The organism is Flexilinea flocculi, from assembly GCF_001192795.1.
GTDB classification, from domain to species: Bacteria; Chloroflexota; Anaerolineae; order Anaerolineales; family Anaerolineaceae; genus Flexilinea; species Flexilinea flocculi.
In genome coordinates this window covers 486,105-508,054 of record NZ_DF968181.1, presented here as the reverse complement: position 1 = coordinate 508,054, position 21,950 = coordinate 486,105, and the positions used below count along the sequence as shown (strand labels likewise).

The window sequence follows — 21,950 nt, the reverse complement described above, 5'->3', positions numbered from 1 at the left end:
ACATTGCAAGTAAAGCGCCTCCAACCGGGGGCGTTTTACTTATTAGATAATGTTGATGGCAGGAGATTATTTAAAACAAAAGAGCCAACAAGGAGGATCGAACTCCTGACCTGACGTTTACGAAACGCCTGCTCTACCAACTGAGCTATGTTGGCTAACTAAGATACTTCTCTACTTTCAGGCACCAATTATAACAGCTGATTGCTCAAAAATGAAGGAATCTGACATTTAGCAGAAATTTAAATAAAGACTTGTTATTCAAATCAATCAGGAAAAACATCACGCAACAAAGAATCCTCCCCATATTTTGAACTGATGAACATTCAGAATTCAAAACATCGGGAGGATTTTTTCGAAATACGAGTATATCGCTCAAAAGAATGATTTAAGAATCGCAATGTAGAAACATTTTCTTTAAAATCATTTTTCAGCATTTTTTCCAGCCTGTACTATGAATGACAGCAACAAAAATCCAGTGATCACTTCATTTGGCCATAAATATCGATACGTTGGAAATGTCACACCTGCCAGAGATAATAGATTCATCCAAAAAGGAAGCGCAGCCCAAAACAGGCGGCAGCGGCGGTTGGCCACCAGGTAGATGCATGCAACGATTATCAAGCCGATGTCGATACCAATTCTCCATATAAAAATAAAGAACGGATTCCGGATAGAAATCCTGCAGAGGGTATCCCAAACACCTTTCAGCGGGGTTATTATTCTTTCATATCCATAGATATCTGCATCGTTCCAGATTACGCTATCAATAAACCCGCCCGAAGGGATTTGCTTGACAGCCCAGACAAATTCAGTCCTTAACAGGATGGTTCGCAAGAGGTGAACGGGATTGGAGATGAATGTCCTACCATAGGATTTCAGAATGGTTCCCATATCGATATCAGACCAGTTAGCAATCTGATTCCAGGTATTGTCAATCTCGTAATGCGAATAGGGGACTTCGCGATAATTTCCAGTGATTCGGTCTAAAAGCTGCGATGTTGCTGTTGGCAGTGTTCCGCCAATCCGTTCAACGCCGATCATGTCATTGACCATAACGCGATCCAGTGTATTTTTTCCAAAATCTAAATGCACAACTGGCAGAGATCGATAAACAGGTCCCGTGATAATCCAATAAAGTAGACCAGATAGTATGACCGATATCATCAGCCTGCGATTTCTTCTTCTGATCCCTGTGATCAGTAAGTAAACCCCGGCAGCAATTCCGGGCAGCATCCCGTTATAGCGGAATAAACAAACACATAAAAGACAGACAGTTATTTCCGGAATGGTGATTCTTTTTGAATGACAGATCTGCTGGCCTGAGATAATTTCAGACAAGACCAATGTCAGCCACAGAAGAGATATTCCATATGGAATATCCTTCCAAATCGTAATCACGCTGAGGCCGTTATTCGGAACTGCAGAAAATTGGAGGATAAAGATCAACAGCAGGTATTTTGGTATACCTCTCTTATACAGCCAGGTCAGGAAGCTGCTACCGATACCTGCAAAAAGAAGAATCTGTAACATCGCGATAAAAAGCGGTGACGGGATGATACGGATCAGGTACCGCAAGTAGAGCGTATGAAAGGGAGTATGCGCATCATCGATAGGCGTCTCACCAATCGCCTGCCACCATTGTCCCTGCGAGTCCATGGAAGAAATTGCCGGATTATATGCGATCAAATACAGAGTAAAGATCAGGATGAACAATCCAAAAAACTCAAACCAAATCCAAAGAGATTTTTCACGATTTTCGGATTTTTTAGCTTTTTCGGAAAGCAGCTCCATAAAATACAAAAAACAAAAAATTGATGGAAGCAACCAAAGTGCTGCTGAGAAGAAAAACAGGATGTTTGCTGCGGGAAGCAATGTCGAGGTCTGCGTGAGTACGAGCGTTCGATTTCCAAAGAAAAGGAAAGACAACCCAAACGCGGTTATGATCAAAAGAAAATGAATTTTCCGTGTGTGATATTTGCCGTCATCGGTTTTTTCCTTCCATTGTTTCAACAGAACTGAACAAAGAATTGTCCATATGAAAAAAAGGACCTTTTCTGCAATATGATACGAGAATTGCGGGGAAAGCAAGAGTAAACCAGCCAGAATGAGATAAAGCCATTGCCAATTCCGAAAAAGGCCGGTCATTTGTCCGCTGGTGAGCAGCCAGATCAAAATATACATCGATGTTATCACCATGCCAAGAATCAAGGCATGTGTACATAATCTCGAAATCAGGAGCAAGAAAAAAATAAACCGGATCGCACAGGATTGTCCGGCGAACAGCTGCTTGGAAGCGGGCAGAATGAGATGATTTGTATTCGAAAAATCAACTGTTTTGTCATTCCAGCGGATATTGATAATGTACTCTTTGGTTTTCAGTGGAATATCCAAAACTGCGTAACCTCGAAAATTCGTGGATCCTTCAAGTAAAAGCTGACCGTTGATTTCTTTCAGATTCGCAAATCCGGGAATTCCATCTTTTGTCCCGTTAAAAATTTCGGGATCATTCGTTTTGTTAAAGGGAAAAATTGAAAAGGTTGGATGAACGATTGATTCTGAAGGCTGGTACAGGATTCGCAAGGAGTTACGAGGTTGAAGTGCATGTGGAAAGAAACTCAGGTCTGACCAGGTGATCGCTACAGAGAACAGCAATATACAAGGGAACAGAATCCTGAAGAAATTTTTATGGAATCTGCATTTTAAGAATAATGGCGCAGCAATCTTCTGAATAAAGAAAATGGCTGTCAAAAACAGAAACAGACAGGCAAAACCCTGAAGGATTTTTTCAAGCAGCGAATGGTTATTCCAGAAAATCGATGAAAAGAAAACATTAATACTAAAGACAGCGCTGATGAAAAATAGACTGATGAAATAGAATAATTCTCTTTTTTTCCTGAACATGGAGTTGTTAGTTGAATTACACAATGACTTTTTTCATTACCCAGGCAGGTTCAACTTCTTCCCGGATATGACCTTGATGGTCTATATATGTCCACCTACCCGAATCTTCTCGAATAACAGAAAACCCGTTTCTTTCATAAAATTTTTTACAACGGCGGTTCGTTTTGGCACAATTCAGAAAGATGCTATGAACTTTACGGTCCCTTGCCGTGATTTCGCAGATCTTAAGAAGCAGCGTTCCCAGTCCCTGGTTTCGGAAAAGCGGCTTAACACGGAAAGAACTCAGAAACATATAAGGCTGATCAGGACAATATTCCGGATGAGGTCTTTTTTCCGTCAGAAAAATTTGTCCGATAATCCCAATTTGGTTGATTTCTGCAATCCAAGGCGTTGATCTGCCAGCCAGTAAACCGCGATAAATTTCGCGATAGATCTTTCGGTACCGCGTATATTCCCCATCCCATTCGATTAAAGGAAGGTCGGATTCTCTCATTAACCGAATATTCACCGAATCTAACCAGGATCCCATGGTTTCTCCTGCTAACAACAACTCGTATTATCTTACAGCTATTCGAAATATAGACAAATTTCTCAAATTGAGAAAGGAAATATGTTATTGTGGAGTGTTTGCGCTTTGCGCAAACACTCCACAATAACAATTTTTTTACCGATTGATTCGATAACATTTTAATATTTCGAATCACTACTATGGATCAGGAAGTAAAATCCTTCGTTTCATTTTTCGACGATCTTGTCTCCAGACTTTTTACAAAAATCGGCAGAATAAAAGTCAGGGTTTTGTTTTCCTCATCCTGAGAACTGATTTCTTCATCGATCCAGGCTTTTCTCAGCCGTTTCAGAACACCGGAAATCCAATCTCCCGGCGGATATGGCAGGGCTTTTAAATCTTTTCCACTGGTAAACGGTTTGATGAATCGCCATTTGGTTATAAATTTATAGATCATTTCATGCATTTTCGGATTGTCAGTAAGACAATCATAGCAATAAATCGCTTCCACTGGCAATTTTTCTAAAAAGAATGTCAAGTCACTGGGCCAAAATTCTGTTATTTCGGACATTTTTCGGTTCAACAAACCATATGCCTGCAGAATTTTTTCGGATATTTGAGAAAGCTGCAGTCTTTTGCATATTTCCGATATCGTTTCCGGAGAGTAATTACTCCACCAAATTAAATATTTTCCGATGTTTTGGACAAAAACACTGTGATCCGGTATGAGATCCTTCCAATAGACTCCGGGATTGGCTTCCACCAGTTTGCGGTAATCCTTTGCGCATCGCTCATTCCAATGCATTGAAGGATGAATCTGTTGCAGCAATCCCAGTTTTTCGAGCCGGCTGAGGCTGATTTCCGGAATACTTTCGCGAAAACAGAGATCCAATTCATTTAAAATTCTCCGCCCGGAAACCTGTTTCAGCAGTGATTGCGCTTCTTTCAACAACAGCATGGTATGTTTCTCAATCGTAAAACCAAATCGTTGTTCAAATCGGATTGCACGCAACATGCGCGTGGGATCGTCGGTGAATGATAGTGAATGGAGGACGCGAATCAGTCCGCTTTGCAAATCGTGGAAACCGCCCCAAAAATCCAACAAATCGCCAAAATGATCACCATCCAGCCTTAAAGCCAATGTGTTGATCGTGAAATCTCTGCGATGTAAATCCAGCTTGATGCTGCTCCGTTCCACTTTTGGCATCGCGGATGGATAATCATAAAATTCAGTTCGGGCGCTGATCAGATCCAGTGAGTTTGGAAGTTCCATATAGAACTGCGAATTGTCCTGATGCTCTGAACTGGAAATAATTTCCGGATGGATACTGCTGATCATCCACTTGGCTGTACCAAAACGGGCATGCGTTCGGACTGTTCCCCCATACATATTGACCAGGGTGCGAGCTAAATGAATCGCATCTCCTTCAACGACAATATCAAAATCGACTACCGGTTGTTCCAGAATCAGATCGCGTACAAAGCCGCCCACAATGTAAATTGGGTAACGGCAGGAGTACGCAGCCTGTGAAACCATCTGGATCAGTTTCAGAGAAGATGGAGGAAGTACCCGGTGTAAAGTCTGAGCATAATTTCTGTTCCCCGGAATACTGCTGTTGCCGGTTAAAATTTTGATCAGATCCGTTCGCGTGACAATACCGATAATTTCTGAATTCTGTTCGTTGACCACAGGGATTTGTCCCCATCCGGAGAGATTCATCATCTCTTTCAGATAGTCGATCGAATCGTTCGGTTTCACAGTATAGTCGCCAGGATCCATTATCGTTTCAATGGAGGGATCCATGTCAAAAGCGATTGCCCGATCAACTGAGCGACGATTCAATAAACCGATCAGTTTTCCGTTGGTATCTGTAATGGGATATCCTTCATAACCGTAACGGTGAATTAATTCTGCTACACTCCGAATCGGTGTTTCTGAAGAAATCGTTAACGGACGCGTAGACATGATCTGTTCTACAGTAATAGGCGGAGTAATAAAACCAGGAAGTAAATCGAGTAAATCCTTTTTTGTGGAAGAAAAAAGATCCAACAGGTTTTCATCTTTTTTCAAAGGGATCAGTCCGGCTGCCGCTCTTGAATGTCCGCCTCCGTTAAAGCGTTTCATTATCTGACCAACATCAATTCGGTCATTTGTGGCTCTGCCGATTAATCGAATACCTGCTTTGGTAGCTAAGATAACGAAAATTGCATCCGGGGAAAGCATATCGCGCAGATGGTGGGCTACCGTAGAAAACTCATCGCTGATATCCCTGGCATCCGCAGTGGATAGAATAATCTGCTGTCCTAAAATCGAGATGGTTTCACAATTTTGCAGAAGACGGTCGCAAAGTATGTTTTGAGCTTCTGTCAAAGGTGCGTTCAGAAATCTTCGCAGGATATTCAAGTCGGCTCCCTGACTGAGAAGCCAGGCTGCCGCTTCCAGATCGCGCGGGGTTGTACTGCCATAGGTGAGATTCCCGGTATCCTCATAGATGCCCATCAGTAGAAGTGTGCAATGAATCGGATCCGGAAAAATCTTCTTCGACCGGATAGCTCCGACAAACATGCTTGTGCAGGCGCCGGTTCGATCAAAAAAACATTTCCAATTCTCAGGCAGATTCACACGCGGTTGATGATGATCCACAACGGAAATCAGTGTATCCTCATTAATAATCGATGTGTTTCCGATTGATTGTGTATCGACTAACTGTGCTGTGACAAGTTTCTCGTCTGGAAGTTCGTCCCATCCTTTAAAAGGGAAATCACTTTTAAATTCGTTTAGAAACGCGGTAACATTTCGATTCATCCTTTTTGGATGCACCGGAAATCGATTGGGTTCCAGCAGCCAGGCAGCCAGTACAGAAGCGATTGCATCAAAATCAGCCTGTTCATGTGTGATAATAATTTCCATATATGCTAATTGTCAGCCGATCGGGTAATTCGTCAAGTCCCCGGAAACTAAATCTAAAACGCAAAAGCTGCGGGCGCTGCGAAAGGCGCCGCCAATGGCTCCCGGATTAATGATTCGAGTTTTTCCATAAATATCATCTCGGATTCGATGCGTATGTCCGTGAAAAATATAGTCATAGCAACCTTTTTGTGCCAGAGTGTTCAGAAGCGATGTGTTGTGTCCGTGAAGCGCAGCAATATGCTTTCCGTCAATAATATCTGTGAAGACTTCCCCGGTTGAACTGCCAGCTTTGCACTCCTGAATAGCAAATTGGATCGACAAGGTGTCCAGATCACCATTGCCCCAGACATGATGAATGCAAAAATTTTTAAAAAGTTCTGCAGTCTCGCCGCGCGTCATGTCACCGCAATGAATAATATGCTGAATATTCATCACAGTGAGCCTGTCAAGCGCATCTTCGATTCCATAACAATTGTTGTGCGTATCAGATAAAATCGCAATTTTCATAAGCTGAAATTTCCAGGAAAGATTTGAACAACGCAAATTGCAGCTGATTTCTCTACAAAGGAAAATCTTTTATAAAAACAAGATTTTTATATCCAATAATTCGAAATATCAGCAATTTGAAATTATAAAAAGCCTTCTGAAAAAAGATAAAAAAATCAGGTTAATCTATAAGCCGCATTCTGTTCAGAGGAGACCTCGAGATCTCCCGCTTAGATGACCATCTCTCTGGGACGCATGTTACCATACGACTCTAGCAGCCTACCCGAAGCTTCGAGGGGATCGAGCAGATCCCCGCATATGCGCGATATGCTTTGCTTCTGCTTGGCCTTGCTCCAGATGGGGGTTACCCGGCCGCAGTGTTACCACTAACGCCGGTAGTCTCTTACACCACCTTTTCACCCTTACTTCATTTTCATGAGGCGGTCTATTTTCTGTGGCCCTTTTCCGGCAAGTTTCCCCGCCCCGGACGTTATCCGGCATCTTGCTCTAAGGAGTGCGGACTTTCCTCGGTGCGAACACGCCACACCGCGATCATCTGATTAACCTGACTTATTAATCATAATATGCTTTTTCACGTCCGTCCAGTTTTGTGACAGCAATTCCAAATATGGAAAGGAAGAAAGGAATAATTGTTGTTGTGACAGTAATTCCTATGAAAATAGAATTCAATTTTCATTTTCGGATGTGTAATTTCTTTCATCTGCTGTTCGAAATATGAAAAAATTTGTTGTTGTTCTTATGGCTTTGAGCAAAGCTCAAAGCCATAAGAACAACAACAAATTTTCTTGATTGAATCGAAAAGTCAATCCGTATTTCGAATTACTAACTATCCATAACAAGTTTTACCCCCAGAAAAGGGATGATTCATAATTTCCACCAAAGCGTTTCACCTTGTTGATACCGTTTAAAACCGCAGCGAGTCAGCACATTTTGAGAAGCCGTATGATCCAATCCTGTTTCTGCTATTACATGAGCGATTCCATTCTGATGGAGAGCCCATCGGCACATTGCCTGAATCGCTTCCGTCATATATCCCAGATGCAGAAAATTACTTCCAAGGCCATATCCGATTTCCACTTCGCCTTTTTCATCGGGTTTATTTTTAAAATCAGCTGAACCAATCACCGTTCGATCCATTTTTCGAATCAGAAACCAGAAAGTATGAAACAAATAATAAGGTTCATCCGCTTCAGTAATCGGCACTTGCTGTTTTACAATCTCCAAAAATGATCCGGTCATCGGTTCTGCCTGGTAGCTGCAATGCAGTTCGTTTTCCAATGCGGAAATGTTCTCTATCCACAGTCGCAATTGTCGGGCGCTCAATGGAATAATTAAGAGTCTCTCGGTCTCGAGCATTTAATTTCTCCTGTTAATTTGCTTTCTGAATTCTTGAATGCAATATTCAAAGGCAAGAATTTGCAGATTTTTATTGTTAAGGATGATTTCACGGGTTTGTCTGAGATTGGATGATAAAGGGTTGATGCTTAACGGGTATAGTATTCATAACCGATTTTCAGAAAATCGCCCTCAATATGTAAAGCCAGCTTGACATTTTATCCCTTTTGATTATAATAACAAGTAAAGCGCGCTTTACTTTATTGTGAATGGAGTGAGAAAATGGAAAACAAAATTTCTCAACTGCGGCAGGAACATGGCCTTACGCAACAAATGCTTGCGGAAAGATTATCCGTTTCCCGCCAGACAATTATCTCACTGGAGACTGGTCGTTACAATCCTTCAATACGGCTTGCATGGCAGATTTCACACCTGTTCGGAAAGACTATTGAAGACGTATTTATTTTTCAGGAAGATGAAAAAAAATGACAAAAACAAATAATCGTCTTATTATTTATATTCTATTTTTGGTAATAGGAGCAGTCCTGTTTTTTCTTGCAGGAACCGGCAGAGTGGATTCTTTTTGGTCGGGCATGGGTTCTGCATTGTTTGCTATCAGTATCTTGCGATTATTCCAAATAAACCGCTATAAAAAGGACAGCGATTATGCGGAAAAAATGAATATTCAGAACCACGATGAACGGAATCAATGGTTGTCGGAAAAGGCGCGATCTTCCGCATTTACTTATTCAATCGTAGCGCTGAGTATCGGTGTGATTGCTGCAAGAATTATGCACAAACTCGAATGGTCAACGCTGCTGGGAATGGTCGTCTGTTTCCAAGTTTTCCTCTATTGGGTATTGTGGTTTGTGTTGAAGAAAAAATACTAAATTTTTTTCAATATTACGAATTACCGGATAAGTTGTCAGTAATTCGAAAAATGAAAAGGATTCTTTGTCGTTCTTATGATTTTGCGTAAAGCGCAAAGCTATAAGAACGATGTTTTTTTGCGTGAATCGAAAAATCAATCCATATTTTAGACTGCTAATCAATTGTTGAAAAACACATGAATTGAGATTAAGATTATTTGGCAGCAGCAATTCGAAATATAAGATTGCCCTTTTAAATCAATGGAGATAACTTGTCGGTGTGATGTTTATACGCAAAGCATAAAAACATCACACTGATAATCCATCCTCGGCATATTTTGAATTATCAAATTGCAATCTATTATGATTATAATAAGAGGTAATATTATCAATGAATATTCTTGTATTTAATTGCGGAAGCTCATCGCAGGGCTTTAAGGTCTACGAAGTAGATCAAAATCATGCAGAAAAAGTTGTAATTTCTGGAAAGGCAAAAAATGTTGCAGCCAGGACACAGTCACAACCTTACCTTTTTTGGAATATGAATGACAAAACAGAACAGAAATTTTGCGATTTGTCTTCACACAGACTAGCGGCACAGGAGATCATCGGAATTCTTAATGCAAAGGGGATCCAACCGGATGCCATCGGACACCGATTTGTGCATGGAGGAAAGTTGTTTCAACAGACAACCAGGATTGATACTAACACACGAAATCTGCTGATTCAATGCCTCCCATTGGCTCCGATCCATAATCCGAATTCATTCAGCGTGATCGAAGTATGCGAACAACTACTGCCATCGATACCGCAATATGCTGTTTTTGATACGGCATTTCATTCGCAAATGCCGGAATCTTCCGCACGTTATGCTATTCCAGGTTCCATTGCAGAAAAATTTGGCTTTCGCAAATACGGATTCCATGGATTGTCCTATCAGTATGTCTCAACGAAAACTGCGCAACTGATCGGAAAGCCACTGCAAAATTCGAAATTCATCTTATGCCACTTAGGTTCCGGCGGATCGAGTATCACTGCCGTTCGAGATGGAAAATCGATTGATACCTCAATGGGGTATTCTCCGCTTGCCGGGCTGGTCATGTCCTCGCGAAGCGGTGATTTGGATCCGGAAATCATACTGGATTTAGTCCGATCCGGTTATTCTGCCGATGAAGTCAGCCGAATATTGAATCGAGAGTCGGGTTTAATTGGTTTATCCGGGTTTTCTTCAAACCTTGCAGAAATCATTGATGCGGCAGAAAGCGGAAATGTATCTTGTCAGATTGCATTTGACGTTTACGCACAACGGTTAATGGAGTATATGGGCGCCTTTTATTGGCTATTAAATGGGGCAGATGCTATTGTGTTTACCGATGATATCGGAGAAACCAGCTGGAAATTACGCGAAAAATTGTTTGGAGGCAAAGATCTTCTGGGTGTGAAACTGGATCAGGAACTGAACAGACAGGCAACTGGTTCTAAACCCTCCTGCATCAGTCAGGAAGGCTCAAAAACTCAAATCTGGGTTATTCCTACCGATGAAGAGATAGTCATCCTGAACGAAGTGAGAGCGATCATCGGATAACAAAAGCGAGTTTTCAGCATAATCGTATTTCTTGTGATTCGTACCAGACTGATTTTCCCTTTATTAACTTGAAATATGAAAAGAATCCATATATCAAGTTATTGTCTGGGTTCAACCATTTGAAATAAGAGAGGGATTACTTGTTATTGTGCTGTTTTTTCGCCCCGAAAAACAACATAATAACAGATTTTTCCCGATTAATTAAAATCACAAGTCGATATTTCAAATTGCTGTCCTGGTTCTGCACAGCTTGACGTTCATTGAACAAATGTACTATAATTATTCAAAGAGAATTTGATGGAGGACGAATGGCTAAGAAATCTGCTGATCAATTTAATTCAGTTTCCGGATCCGGAGAGATTGACCCTGACGCAAGACGGGCAATGTTAGATAAGGCATTGACCGATATATCCAAACGATATGGTGAAGGATCAATCATGCGTTTGGGAGAAGCAAAACACATGCAGGTGGAAGTGATACCTACCGGCTCATTATCGTTGGATCTGGCGCTGGGTGTCGGCGGCATTCCGCGGGCACGGATCACAGAAATCTATGGACCGGAATCTTCCGGAAAAACGACGCTTTGTCTGCATATTATTGCGGAAGCACAAAAGATGGGAGGGACAGCCGCATTTATCGACATGGAACATGCGCTGGATCCCGTATATGCTGCGAAATTGGGCGTGAATATTAACAACTTATATGTCTCGCAACCGGATACAGGCGAACAAGCGCTTGAAATTTGTGAAACGCTCGTTCGATCTGGCGCTGTGGATGTAGTGGTGATCGATTCAGTCGCCGCGCTGGTTCCACGCTCTGAAATTGAAGGCGATATGGGTGACTCATCGATGGGCATGCAGGCGCGTCTCATGTCTCAGGCGTTGCGAAAATTATCCGGCGCAATCAACCAGACGAAAACAGCCGTGATTTTCACGAATCAATTGCGACAGAAAATCGGCATCATGTTTGGAAATCCTGAAACCACACCAGGGGGTCTGGCAATGAAGTTCTATGCATCCGTCCGCCTGGATATCCGCAGAATAAATTCCATTAAATCTGGAGCTGAGATCGTCGGAGGGCGTGTTCGCGTTCGTGTGGTGAAAAATAAAGTAGCGCCTCCGTTTGCTACTGCTGAATTCGATATCATGTATAACGAAGGCATTTCAAAAGCAGGAGATATCCTGGATTTGGCAGCCCAGTTAGAAATTGTCACAAAACGAGGCGCTTTCTACTCGTATAAAGATATGCGGCTCGGACAGGGACGTGAAAATTCAAAAGATTTTTTGCGGGCTAATCCGGAATTGGCATCGGAAATTGAAACTGAAATTCGAAATGCAGCTAAGGTAGGCGATATACCAATTATGTCGTTTACATCGGATTCAGATTCAGAGGATGATCAAGAATCCTGAATCCGGACTGTAATCAGTCTTCACACAAGCAAAATAGATTCACGAGGATAGCCGCAGCAATTCGAAATATCGAAATGATTACTGGATGTAGAGATGTATTTCGCGGAACGCAATACATCACTTCATCCAGTTTTTCACGATCGCTCGAATAACCAGTCAATGTTTCGAATTACGGCAATAAAACAGATTATGAATCAGATTGATATCATAATCGGAAACGCTGCAGGAATTTTTGTAGAGAAAAAGATGGTATAAAACTTGCATGATCAACGAAAGAAGGCTCTCTGATGATGAAACGACGATTTTCTATCTGCATTCTCATGATCCTTGCTGTATTATTCATTTCATCCTGCATGCGGTCGCAAAGCAAAGACGTCACCAGCAGTGAATTTATTCCCCCGACGCTGGTTGCTACTGCAATTAAAACAGCAACAATCGATCCATTTCGTCCCACCGAAGATCCTCGCGGACCCTGTGAGGATAATCTTGACTTTGTGGAAGATGTCACAGTGCCAGATGGCACAGTGTTCCAGCCGGGGGAGGAAATTGTAAAGAAATGGAAAGTGAAAAATTCAGGTACTTGCGAATGGATTTCCCGCTATTCCATTCGGATGCTGAGCGGCAACAGCATGGGTGCCGAGACAAAACAAAAGTTAAAACTACTTAAACCCGGTGAAGAAGGCGAAATTGAGATTACTTTCATCGCTCCGGATGAACCGGGAAGTTATTACAGCCAATGGCAGGCATACAATGCGCAGGGGAAATCGTTCGGGCAAGATTTCTTTATTGACATTCTTGTTGCCAATGAAAAAACAGATGAGTAAATCGTCAGCCGAAGATTGCGTTTTCCACTGGATGAATCGTTTGGGATCAACCCCCGGCAATTCCAAATATCGATTAACTTTTCGAATAAAAAGAGAAATATATTGTTATGGCAGCATTGCAATTCGCATAAAACGCTATAGCGACAAATTTCTCTCTTGATTCAGAAAGCTGATCTGCATTTTCTATTGCTGCGAGAAGGCCGGTTATACGCATTTCTTATATACCGCTGAATTTTTTTAAAGACAGGAATTTCGGAAATGAAAAAAATTTGCTATGTGTGTGCTTTATTCATTCTGTTTTTATATCCGATTCATGTTGGGGGACAGACACCGGAATCGTACATGATAGACGGATTTGTCAGCCATGCACGGACTTATCAACTGGACAGTGAAGCGCAGACAGCGAGCGACCTGGCGAGTTTCTACGGTTATGCCATCGAACCGATGAGTATCCTCAATGCATTGCCGTTAACAGACGATCCCAACACCGGATTCGTGGGATATTATGATGATGCTCCATCGCTTCCGCCAAATTCTTATGGCGTTTATCAGGAACCGCTGGCTGAAGTATTGCAAGCGCAGGGAATACCGGCAATTGGTCTCGCATCATTAGGCATGGATGGTCTGAAGAATTATCTGCGATCCGGAATTCCAGTGATGTGCTGGGTAATCGGTCAAACCCAGTCCGGAAATGCGATTTCATATACACCCTCCAGTGGAAAGACCACCATAGTGGCTCAATATATGAATACCGTTACGGTTGTCGGATATGACGGTCAGAATATAACCATCTGGGATAATGGACAGAAATACAACCGTCCGATTGCAGAATTTGAATCATCCTGGTCGGTACTGGGTTATCGAAGCCTGGTAATCGACAATTTCACTGAGATTGCATCCGCATCGATTGAACCTGCGGCTCAAAATCGGGACTGGTGGAATGATTCGCTGGATGACTGGTGGCAGGCAGATAAGAACATACCTGATCCACAAGGTTGGAATTCTGAATTGGGAAAGAGTGATTTTGGAATTGTGCCAGAAGTAACGCCGGATTTTTCCTGGTCGGATGAAACATTCGATGAAGACTATTCAAACTGGTTCTGGTATTCGGAAGAGAACGCCGGAGATACTTCGTTTGATAACGCCAGCCAGCCAGTGTCCGACTTTGGTGATTTCTCCTCCTATGAAGGCATGGTTCCAGCAAGCGCTTCAGTCACCGGTTTTGTCGGATATCCGCAGAGCTATACATTAGATTGTGAAACACGATCTGCCGTTGACCTCGCGGCATTTTATGGAATTACGATTGATCCGATGGATTTCCTGAGCCGTCTGCCCAAATCGGATGATCCCAACGAGGGATTTGTCGGCAACTATTGGGATCCGAGGGGAAGAATACCTCCTGCTTCTTATGGCGTCTATCAAGGTCCGGTGGCTGAGTTGCTCCAGCAATATGGATTACCCGCCGTCGGATATAAAAATTACACCTGGGAACAACTGCGGAAAGAAATTGCTTCCGGCAGACCGGTCATGGCATGGGTGGCAGGAAATACAGAAGCAGGTACTCCGGTATCCTATACCCCATCAAACGGCAATACAACGAAAGTAGTCCCCTATCAGCACACTGTTGTGGTAATCGGGTATGACGAAATGAATGTAACCATTCAAGATGGCGGACAAAAATATACCAGAAATATCAATACGTTCCTGCTTTCCTGGCAGACGCTTGAAAACAGGGTAATCATCGTTCGATAAACCAGCAATTCGAAATTTGATGAAGTCTATTGAGAAAAAAAGAGAAAACTTGTTGTAGTGTTCAGGATAACCGTCAGAGATGATCCGTATCAGGGAGAAACAGATCATTTCCCGGACGAATTTCTTTTAGAGGGACAATAAAAAAGAAGGTTCGTGTCAGATAACCATTCTCTTCTTCGGAATAGTTCAAGCTCCAGATGCCGTCAAACGCTTCCCAATCCCAGGTGACAGGCCATTCATACCAGGGATCAAGAAAGGTAACAGTATCGTTCTCGGCATCATATTCTTTCAATACAACCAGATGGTTCGCTCCAAAAGGAGTCCATTCGGTTTTTGTCAGCACTGCAAGCGGCCCGTATCGCACTAAAGCGTCCAGCAAATCTTCCTTCGTGCTGTTCCGTTGAATGCCCAAATAATAATGGTTATTTTTCAGCTCATCTTCTACATTTTCGATGGATAATCCGGTTTTCGCGTGAAACGTTCCCTGCGCCGTGTTCAAGTTGATCAAGGTCTGTGCGCTGATTGTCGGATACTCATTCTGATAGGTATTCCAGAAATCCAGGATCATTTCCACAGATGCTGCTGTGCAGCCGAGCTTTGTCGGGGAGCCCCGAAATTTCAAATCAGATTGTGTGATGAGGGGCAGATCATAAGTATATGAACCGTGAAAATAGGCGGATGAAAGAGTCGGAGTAGCAGTTCTCGGAACGAGCGAAGGTGTCGGCGTATCGGGTATTAATGACGCGGTATTTGTGATCGAAGGAGTATTTGTCGCAACAGGTGACAGAGCAACTGTTGCAGTCATAAACTGCACGGCTGTAACCGTCTGATCGATCGCTTCAATTTGTGTTTCAATCAGACTGCTGATTAAGGTCTGATTTTGTCTTTCCGGCTGCTTTTTTAGACTGTCGGGTTGAACCGAACAGGACAGGATACATGGCCATATCAGTACAAGAAACAGCGCTGCTTTCCAGTATTTCGAAATCAGGGATAGCTTTTTGAAAAAAGGATAATAAATAATCTCTCCTAAATTTCGAATCGCAGCATTCTTTTGGAATCTCATCATAATAACAATTATAATTTTCCTAAATTCCTCTGTAATTATTCTTATGGATAAATTACAGCGGCCATTTTACAGCAGAATACAACGAATTTCGAAACAGCGCTGTCATTCAGCTATTCGAAATATGGGAAAGTTTTTTTGTTGCAGTGATATTTTTTCGCTAAGAACAAAAATATCACTGCAACGAATTATTCCCGATTGATTCGGATAATCAGTCCACATTTCCAATGACTGGTTTCGGATTCAGCGTTGACAAATTTACAGATAATTGGAGAAACACGGTCATGGCAGATTCTATCATGGAAAAAGTACATTTTACAACGCTGTCAAACGGCGGAGCCGCCCTGGGAAGACTGGCAGATGGAAGAGTGATTTTTGTAAAAGGAATTCTCCCTGACGAACTTGCCTTGATCCGTTATTTTAAAACGGACAGCAGATTCGTGACCGGAGAGCTGATCGATATTCTCGAACCATCAACCAGACGCATCGCTCCGTTCTGCCCGTTATTCGGCATGTGTTCCGGATGTCAGCTGCAGTTTTTAGATTACACCGAACAATTAGCAGAAAAAATGAAAATACTATCCGACCAGTTACTGCGGATCGGGAAAATTGAAAATTCAGGGGAATTTCTGCAGCCGATCATTCCTTCTCCCCACTCATCGCATTACCGTAAAAGCATCCGCTTCTTTGTTGGTGAAGACGGGAGTCTGTGTCTGCCGACATTGGATGAAAAAGAATGGCTGTCGATTAGAACCTGTCCGGTCTGCACGGAAAACATCAATCAATTCATCCCGGTCTTATCCTTTGATCGGGAGACCGGAATCGCTGAAGCCGAAATTCGGGAAGGCGATGAGGGGGAAATCCAATTGATTTTACGCGGCGAAATGGAAAAACCGGAAAACGAGGTGGAAGTCGATATTCCAGTCTCGATCGTTTATTCAAGTCCTGCAAATTCCTACGTAATCGCCGGTGACAGCACGCTCCAACAGACGATCGCCGGAATTTCGGTTGCCGCATCGGACGATGCGCCTTTCTGCTCAAATCCTGACATCATGGAACCATTGTGTGCTGCATTGTCCGCCTGGATTCCTGCCAATGATGTATACAATGTATTGAACCTGAACTGTGGAACCGGGTTCTGGAGCAAGTGGTTTGCAAGCCGCTGCCGTAAAGTCATGGCGCAGGATGAAAATGAAGCCAATGCGGAAGATTTTGTCCTCAATCTGGATGCTTTTGACAATGTCGATTTGTATCTCGGGAAACCTGAAGAGATCATTCCAGGATTGAAGGACAAAGTGAAAATTGTCATCTGCGAAACGGGATCTTCCGGTTTAACAAAAGAAGCCATCTCAGAAATTGATCGGTGCAAGGCGGATACGGTTTTCTATATCGGGCATGATCCGGCAATGATCGCAAGAGATCTTGCCCGTTTTCAGCTTTATGGTTATACAATCCAGCAGATCATTCCTTTTGACAATGAACCGAATACTGCAAAGGTATCTGCACTTTGCGTTTTGAAAAAATGACAAGATAAGCGGAAAGTCGTTGCTACGGATAAAAATATCTAATTAAGGAGAATCGGCATGATACACTTTTTTTCACAGTTTTCCCCCGTAATACAGGCATTGATCGCGACAACTTTCACATGGGCTATGACTGCTCTGGGAGCAGCGATCGTATTCACCTCCAAACAGATCTCCAAAAAAACGCTGAACCTGGCGCTTGGGTTTGCCGCCGGTGTGATGATTGCCGCAAGTTTTTTCTCCCTATTGCTGCCTGCGATTGAAGCGACGGAAGGAACCGGTGTACCGACCTGGTTTCCCGCTGTGACGGGTTTCTTGTTGGGCGGTGGTTTCTTATGGGCTGTGGATAAATTCATGCCTCATCTGCACATGAATACAGCAGATGCAGAAGGCTCAAAATCCAATTTGAGCCGCAGTTTGCTGCTGGTTTTGGCAATTACGCTGCATAATATTCCGGAAGGTCTGGCGGTTGGAGTAGCGTTCGGTGCGGCTGCAGTTCACAACGATATTTCATATATCGCCGCCGCTTTCTCCATTGCCATCGGAATCGGTATCCAGAATTTTCCGGAAGGATTGGCGGTCTCCGCACCGCTGCGGGGAGAGGGCTTATCCCGATGGAAAAGTTTCTTCTGGGGACAGTTTTCAGGACTGGTCGAGCCCGTCAGCGCTGTCATTGGTGCCGCCGCTGTCTATTTCATCCAACCGCTGCTACCCTACGCATTGTCTTTTGCAGCCGGTGCGATGATCTTCGTTACTTCGGAAGAATTGATACCGGAAGCCGAATCAGAAGAATCCGATTTGCCCACACTGGCACTGATGGTTGGTTTTGCTTTAATGATGCTGTTGGATATCGCATTCAGCTAAATCCATTTTTTATGTAGAAAGGATAGCTCCATGTTCATTATCTCCCCCGATGCCAAAGATTGGCTGGCAAAAAAAGGTTGTTCCGCAATTGTCCTGGAACGTCAGGTGATTCAGACACATGCCTGCAGTTGCACGAACATGAATTATATGAAGGTACAGACAGGGGAACCCTCCGAAAAAGCGAATTACAGGATAGAAAACGTGGATGGCATTGCGGTCTATTACTCGGATAAGATCAAGTTCCCGCAAAACCGAAATTTCCGCATCGAGCTGAGCTCCGTTCTTGGATTGAAATCACTCAAAATCGAAGGCGTCTTTCAGAGCGAAGAAATCAAGTTGGGATGATCAAACAATTCGCCAACCTCTCTTAGATTCAGATTAGCAGTATTACCAACCAGTTGAATCTATTCCTTGTCCATTATCAACAGTGATTATTTTGCTTTCTGTCAAATCGAGAATTTTTAATGTTGCATGAGGATATAATTCGCCAAGTGAGTCTTTTTCTATATAGGCAAGTTTAGACTGATCTGATGACCACCCGATTACAGAATCAGCATCATCAATAACTATTTTGTCTTGTGAATTTTTTGTTGAAGTAATAATCAGTTCGGATGTGCTCGTTTCCTCAGGAACACTGAAATACCCATCTTCTGAATCGGATGCTTCATTATTAATTTTTTCCATACGGATATATGCGATGTAATTATGGTCTGGGGAAAGGTTCTTGTCCAGAACAATATAATTATCATCTTCCTGAACGGGAAACTGATCATCGTTATATGGATCCACACGAAGATAATCGGTATCTTGAATGACTTTTCCTGATTCGATATTCATATAATATAGTTTGTCAGATAAACCGACAGAACAAGCTCCATTGATCATTGCGAGGTATTTTCCATCAAAACTTATTTTATGTCCAATACTGTATGCATGACTGGCATCATCTAATCTCGCAAGATCTGTTATCGTTTCCGAATCTTCTGTTTGTGGATTAAAACGTATCAGTTCCACATGATCTGGACCAATAATTTTATTGTCCGTTATGATGCAATCGCCGATTGTTCTTGTAAAATACAAGTTATTCTGAAAATCCCAACCCACAAGCGTATCAGCCATGATATCCGGTTTGGAAGTCTTTTCCCACGATTCAAGGACATTTCCTTGAAGGTCAAGGATTATGAATGAACTTCTTGTTTCTACTGCGACAAATTGTGAATCAGTGGAAAGCAAGGGATTATAATACGAGTTTTCCCAGGAAAGATCACCATTATCGGTAAGAGCCTGGATGATATCATTTTCAGGATCATAGGAATAAATATTTCCTTCTTTCGTATAAATTAAAGGTCGGATACCCGTTTCATTGTCTACAACTATTCGAGTGCTGTCATTCATCTTACCAAGTAGAAAAGCAGGAGCATTAAGAATACGAAATTTTATTTCTGCATCTTGGAGAATCGTCCCTTTTGATTCTATTCCCTTTTCGATATCGAAAAGATTTACCGAGTTCGACGAAAGGTGATTTATCGTAGCCTGAACAAAAGGCTCGGTGCTATCATTCGACCAAAAAATGGATATTGTCTGTCCATCATCGCGTAAAAAACGGTAATCATACAATTCTTTTATCTCTCTCCCAAGAGCATCAATTACTGGAAATCTCCCGAGAGGTTTAGTATTGGTTATTGCACTGGATAAATTTTTAAGTACATTGAGACTGGTTTTATTAATTACATAAACGTCTTCATTATCTGGAGAATATGTATACCAAAATACTTTTTCAACTGGTTGTGTTGACAATAGGATTGTATAGGTGCGAATCAGTCCAATTGCCTGAAGCCCATTCTCATCATAATTATCATAGGATTGATTCAGCGAACTTAACTCTTCATTTTTATAGCCAACTTCAGTAATCCAGATTGGATATTCTTTCCGAAAGATTTCTTGGATCGCTTTATTAAAAGACTCGATATAATCAGCCATATTTCCTGTGACAATCTTTTCTTCAATAAAATTCTGTATATCAGTTTCCGGAAAAGCGGATCCCCAATAAGTATGCAACCCAACTGCATCAAATGGCGGTTTGTCCCAATATTTTCTTGCATTGCGTAAAAAACTTGTCGGATCATAACCATTTTCAAAATCTGCGGAAGCAATTAAACCTCCCAAAATGACGGTGTCATTCGGATTGTATTTTTTGATAATTTTATAGGCTCGATTAAGCATCTCGGCATAAATGTTAATTTCAACTGATAGTGTTCCCGGCCGAACTTTTCTCCAAAATTTAATACAATTCATCTCATTGCCAATTTCCCAGTAATCAATTCCGTAACCTAATTCCTTAACGATTTTATCAATTGCATAATCCCATCTTTCAAAAAAATCATTATCATCACTGTAAAAATCAAAACCGTAAGTCAGCAAACCAACAATTGTCAAATTATTTTCTTTTGCTGCTTCGATCATCTTTCTTTGATCACTAAGATCGCTTATTTCTTTAACAGTGATTTCTTCTCGGATGAAGGAAACACCAACTTCATTTAGTGTTTTATAAGCTTCATCCATTTCGTATGAATAACCATTTCGATATGCTGTTGCTGAACCCATTCCAAAACCATTTATAGTATTTTTTGGAGCTGTTGTTGAACCCAGTTCAAAACTATCTTTAGTATTTTTTGCAGAGGCACATGACAACATAGAAAACATCAAAAAGATGGGAAACAATTGAAGGAATTTCATAATTTTCATAATTGACTCCAAATAAAGATATTCTTATGTTCTTTTTTATAACGAATCGAATCCTTCATAATTTTATGCGACAAGAAATAAATAATTTATCACTTGCTTTATTTTATCGATTATACATGTATATTTAGAATTATCTCAATGCACATGTTAATAAAGTTTATCGATTTCTTATAATATTTATTATTGAGTATTTAAAACATACTTTGCAATTTTTTTAATCCATATTATGTCAACTTTTCAAATGGATAATCATTTGGGAAGATAACCAGCAATTCGAATTACTTGATGATGACTTTCAGCAGTTCGAAATATAGGGAGGTTTTGTTGTAGTGATATTTCTCCTCTTCACGCAAAAGCATCACTACAATTATTTTTTCCCGATTGATTCGAATAACAATTCGATATTTCGAATTACTGGATGACTGTATTCTGTCTGACGTTTTTCGATTAAGATTAAGATTAGCTGAACGGAAAAAGAAAATTCTGAAAAATATATTCATCAAAAATAACGAGAGGAGCTGAAAAAAATGGTTCTGCAACCGACAGATATCAAGCATGTGTCTTTGGAGGTTTTTCAAATTTTTTCAAAAGAGACCCCTTTGCTGACTGCGGGCAACCGCAGCGCATACAATACGATGACCATCGGATGGGGCGGATTGGGGTACCTCTGGCGATGGCCGGTTTGTACCGTCTATGTCCGCCCTTCCCGCTATACCAAAGCATTCATGGATCGGCATAATTCATTTTCCGTATCGGTGCTGGGAGATGAATGGAAAGAACAAAAAGCGCTCTGCGGGACAAAAAGCGGCCGGGATATGGATAAACTGCAAGCCTGCGGGCTTTCGGTCAGTTTTGGAGATATGGAAACCCCGTATATTCAGGAAGCCAGGCTCGTCATGATCTGCAGGAAACTCTATTATCAGGATTTCGACAAATCCCTTTTCCTGGACGATAAAATTGCGTTGAGTTATCCCGAAGAAGATTATCATCGCATGTATGTGGGAGAAGTGATGCAGGTTCTCCAGGCGGTCTGAACTATTGCATGATCAGCAATTTAAAATAAAAAAAGGATTCATAGTTGTCCCGTTGTTTTTGTACAGAGCGCAATAATGACGGGACAACAAGTTTTTTTTGAGTGATTTGAATAAAAAGTC

General features: G+C 41.8%; 17 protein-coding genes, 1 tRNA gene and 1 other RNA gene. 10 read left to right on the top strand and 9 right to left on the bottom strand.

Features of this window, described 5'->3' with window-relative positions:
- Window positions 1-82: 82 nt before the first annotated feature.
- The 7 genes from ATC1_RS07100 to ATC1_RS07070 all read right to left on the bottom strand — a co-directional run bounded on the left by ATC1_RS07100 (window position 83) and on the right by ATC1_RS07070 (window position 8,183).
- Window positions 83-155, bottom strand: a tRNA-Thr gene (locus ATC1_RS07100).
- A 265-nt stretch (window positions 156-420) separates the two neighbouring features.
- Window positions 421-2,901, bottom strand: a complete 2,481-nt coding sequence (locus ATC1_RS07095) for a hypothetical protein (RefSeq protein ID WP_062279704.1) — start codon at window positions 2,899-2,901, stop codon at window positions 421-423.
- A gap of 16 nt (window positions 2,902-2,917) precedes the next feature.
- The gene (locus ATC1_RS07090; protein ID WP_062279702.1) at window positions 2,918-3,430 is read right to left on the bottom strand and encodes a GNAT family N-acetyltransferase; all 513 of its coding nucleotides are present in this window, start codon (window positions 3,428-3,430) and stop codon (window positions 2,918-2,920) included.
- Window positions 3,431-3,614: 184 nt separating this feature from the next.
- The gene (locus ATC1_RS07085; protein WP_062279700.1) at window positions 3,615-6,320 is read right to left on the bottom strand and encodes a CBS domain-containing protein; all 2,706 of its coding nucleotides are present in this window, start codon (window positions 6,318-6,320) and stop codon (window positions 3,615-3,617) included.
- Between the two features lie 12 nt (window positions 6,321-6,332).
- The gene (locus ATC1_RS07080) at window positions 6,333-6,827 is read right to left on the bottom strand and encodes a metallophosphoesterase family protein (RefSeq protein WP_062279698.1); all 495 of its coding nucleotides are present in this window, start codon (window positions 6,825-6,827) and stop codon (window positions 6,333-6,335) included.
- Window positions 6,828-6,979: 152 nt separating this feature from the next.
- Window positions 6,980-7,374, bottom strand: an RNA gene (gene rnpB, locus ATC1_RS07075) — RNase P RNA component class A.
- A 317-nt stretch (window positions 7,375-7,691) separates the two neighbouring features.
- Window positions 7,692-8,183, bottom strand: a complete 492-nt coding sequence (locus ATC1_RS07070) for a GNAT family N-acetyltransferase (protein ID WP_062279696.1) — start codon at window positions 8,181-8,183, stop codon at window positions 7,692-7,694.
- A gap of 261 nt (window positions 8,184-8,444) precedes the next feature.
- Between ATC1_RS07070 and ATC1_RS07065 the strand changes: the two genes are divergently transcribed.
- The 6 genes from ATC1_RS07065 to ATC1_RS07040 all read left to right on the top strand — a co-directional run bounded on the left by ATC1_RS07065 (window position 8,445) and on the right by ATC1_RS07040 (window position 14,601).
- Window positions 8,445-8,651, top strand: coding sequence for a helix-turn-helix transcriptional regulator (locus ATC1_RS07065; protein WP_062279694.1), 207 nt, complete (start codon window positions 8,445-8,447; stop codon window positions 8,649-8,651).
- On the top strand, window positions 8,648-9,052 hold the full coding sequence (locus ATC1_RS07060; RefSeq protein ID WP_062279692.1) for a hypothetical protein: 405 nt from the start codon (window positions 8,648-8,650) through the stop codon (window positions 9,050-9,052). Before ATC1_RS07065 ends, ATC1_RS07060 begins: the two co-directional genes overlap by 4 nt.
- Before the next feature lie 370 nt (window positions 9,053-9,422).
- Window positions 9,423-10,616, top strand: coding sequence for an acetate/propionate family kinase (locus tag ATC1_RS07055; RefSeq protein WP_062279690.1), 1,194 nt, complete (start codon window positions 9,423-9,425; stop codon window positions 10,614-10,616).
- Window positions 10,617-10,999: 383 nt separating this feature from the next.
- The gene (recA, locus tag ATC1_RS07050) at window positions 11,000-12,025 is read left to right on the top strand and encodes a recombinase RecA (RefSeq protein ID WP_062283996.1); all 1,026 of its coding nucleotides are present in this window, start codon (window positions 11,000-11,002) and stop codon (window positions 12,023-12,025) included.
- 287 nt (window positions 12,026-12,312) lie between these two features.
- The gene (locus tag ATC1_RS07045; protein ID WP_062279688.1) at window positions 12,313-12,849 is read left to right on the top strand and encodes an NBR1-Ig-like domain-containing protein; all 537 of its coding nucleotides are present in this window, start codon (window positions 12,313-12,315) and stop codon (window positions 12,847-12,849) included.
- Between the two features lie 258 nt (window positions 12,850-13,107).
- Entirely contained in the window at window positions 13,108-14,601 is a 1,494-nt protein-coding gene (locus ATC1_RS07040) for a C39 family peptidase (protein ID WP_062279686.1), read from the top strand.
- Between the two features lie 73 nt (window positions 14,602-14,674).
- On the opposite strand, the gene ATC1_RS07035 is transcribed toward ATC1_RS07040, so the two are convergent.
- A complete protein-coding gene (locus ATC1_RS07035; RefSeq protein WP_062279684.1) occupies window positions 14,675-15,667 on the bottom strand; it encodes a C39 family peptidase in 993 nt (330 codons plus the stop codon).
- A 281-nt stretch (window positions 15,668-15,948) separates the two neighbouring features.
- Between ATC1_RS07035 and ATC1_RS07030 the strand changes: the two genes are divergently transcribed.
- From ATC1_RS07030 to ATC1_RS07020, 3 genes are read left to right on the top strand one after another with little or no spacing between them, the layout of a single operon-like run.
- On the top strand, window positions 15,949-17,190 hold the full coding sequence (locus ATC1_RS07030) for a class I SAM-dependent RNA methyltransferase (RefSeq protein WP_062279682.1): 1,242 nt from the start codon (window positions 15,949-15,951) through the stop codon (window positions 17,188-17,190).
- Between the two features lie 57 nt (window positions 17,191-17,247).
- Window positions 17,248-18,051 (top strand): ZIP family metal transporter, encoded by an 804-nt coding sequence (locus ATC1_RS07025; protein ID WP_062279680.1) that lies wholly within the window; start codon window positions 17,248-17,250, stop codon window positions 18,049-18,051.
- A 30-nt stretch (window positions 18,052-18,081) separates the two neighbouring features.
- A complete protein-coding gene (locus ATC1_RS07020; RefSeq protein WP_062279678.1) occupies window positions 18,082-18,396 on the top strand; it encodes a CC/Se motif family (seleno)protein in 315 nt (104 codons plus the stop codon).
- Between the two features lie 42 nt (window positions 18,397-18,438).
- Here ATC1_RS07020 and ATC1_RS07015 read toward each other — a convergent pair whose 3' ends face one another.
- Window positions 18,439-20,796: a cellulase family glycosylhydrolase gene (locus ATC1_RS07015; protein WP_062279677.1), complete on the bottom strand. Its 2,358-nt coding sequence runs from the start codon at window positions 20,794-20,796 to the stop codon at window positions 18,439-18,441.
- Window positions 20,797-21,323: 527 nt separating this feature from the next.
- On the opposite strand from ATC1_RS07015, the gene ATC1_RS07010 reads away from it, so the two are divergent.
- Entirely contained in the window at window positions 21,324-21,830 is a 507-nt protein-coding gene (locus ATC1_RS07010; protein WP_062279675.1) for a flavin reductase, read from the top strand.
- Window positions 21,831-21,950 lie beyond the last annotated feature (120 nt).

What these genes read in the sequence shown, in the direction of transcription:
- ATC1_RS07055 (WP_062279690.1), top strand. Translation starts at nt 9,423, where the DNA reads ATGAATATTCTTGTATTTAATTGCGGAAGCTCATCGCAGGGCTTTAAG.
- ATC1_RS07010 (WP_062279675.1), top strand. Translation starts at nt 21,324, where the DNA reads ATGGTTCTGCAACCGACAGATATCAAGCATGTGTCTTTGGAGGTTTTT.
- ATC1_RS07085 (WP_062279700.1), bottom strand. Translation starts at nt 6,320, where the DNA reads ATGGAAATTATTATCACACATGAACAGGCTGATTTTGATGCAATCGCT.
- ATC1_RS07040 (WP_062279686.1), top strand. Translation starts at nt 13,108, where the DNA reads ATGAAAAAAATTTGCTATGTGTGTGCTTTATTCATTCTGTTTTTATAT.
- ATC1_RS07030 (WP_062279682.1), top strand. Translation starts at nt 15,949, where the DNA reads ATGGCAGATTCTATCATGGAAAAAGTACATTTTACAACGCTGTCAAAC.
- ATC1_RS07035 (WP_062279684.1), bottom strand. Translation starts at nt 15,667, where the DNA reads ATGATGAGATTCCAAAAGAATGCTGCGATTCGAAATTTAGGAGAGATT.
- ATC1_RS07080 (WP_062279698.1), bottom strand. Translation starts at nt 6,827, where the DNA reads ATGAAAATTGCGATTTTATCTGATACGCACAACAATTGTTATGGAATC.
- ATC1_RS07060 (WP_062279692.1), top strand. Translation starts at nt 8,648, where the DNA reads ATGACAAAAACAAATAATCGTCTTATTATTTATATTCTATTTTTGGTA.
- ATC1_RS07065 (WP_062279694.1), top strand. Translation starts at nt 8,445, where the DNA reads ATGGAAAACAAAATTTCTCAACTGCGGCAGGAACATGGCCTTACGCAA.
- ATC1_RS07070 (WP_062279696.1), bottom strand. Translation starts at nt 8,183, where the DNA reads ATGCTCGAGACCGAGAGACTCTTAATTATTCCATTGAGCGCCCGACAA.
- recA (WP_062283996.1), top strand. Translation starts at nt 11,000, where the DNA reads ATGTTAGATAAGGCATTGACCGATATATCCAAACGATATGGTGAAGGA.
- ATC1_RS07015 (WP_062279677.1), bottom strand. Translation starts at nt 20,796, where the DNA reads ATGAAAATTATGAAATTCCTTCAATTGTTTCCCATCTTTTTGATGTTT.
- ATC1_RS07090 (WP_062279702.1), bottom strand. Translation starts at nt 3,430, where the DNA reads ATGGGATCCTGGTTAGATTCGGTGAATATTCGGTTAATGAGAGAATCC.
- ATC1_RS07045 (WP_062279688.1), top strand. Translation starts at nt 12,313, where the DNA reads ATGATGAAACGACGATTTTCTATCTGCATTCTCATGATCCTTGCTGTA.
- ATC1_RS07020 (WP_062279678.1), top strand. Translation starts at nt 18,082, where the DNA reads ATGTTCATTATCTCCCCCGATGCCAAAGATTGGCTGGCAAAAAAAGGT.
- ATC1_RS07025 (WP_062279680.1), top strand. Translation starts at nt 17,248, where the DNA reads ATGATACACTTTTTTTCACAGTTTTCCCCCGTAATACAGGCATTGATC.
- ATC1_RS07095 (WP_062279704.1), bottom strand. Translation starts at nt 2,901, where the DNA reads ATGTTCAGGAAAAAAAGAGAATTATTCTATTTCATCAGTCTATTTTTC.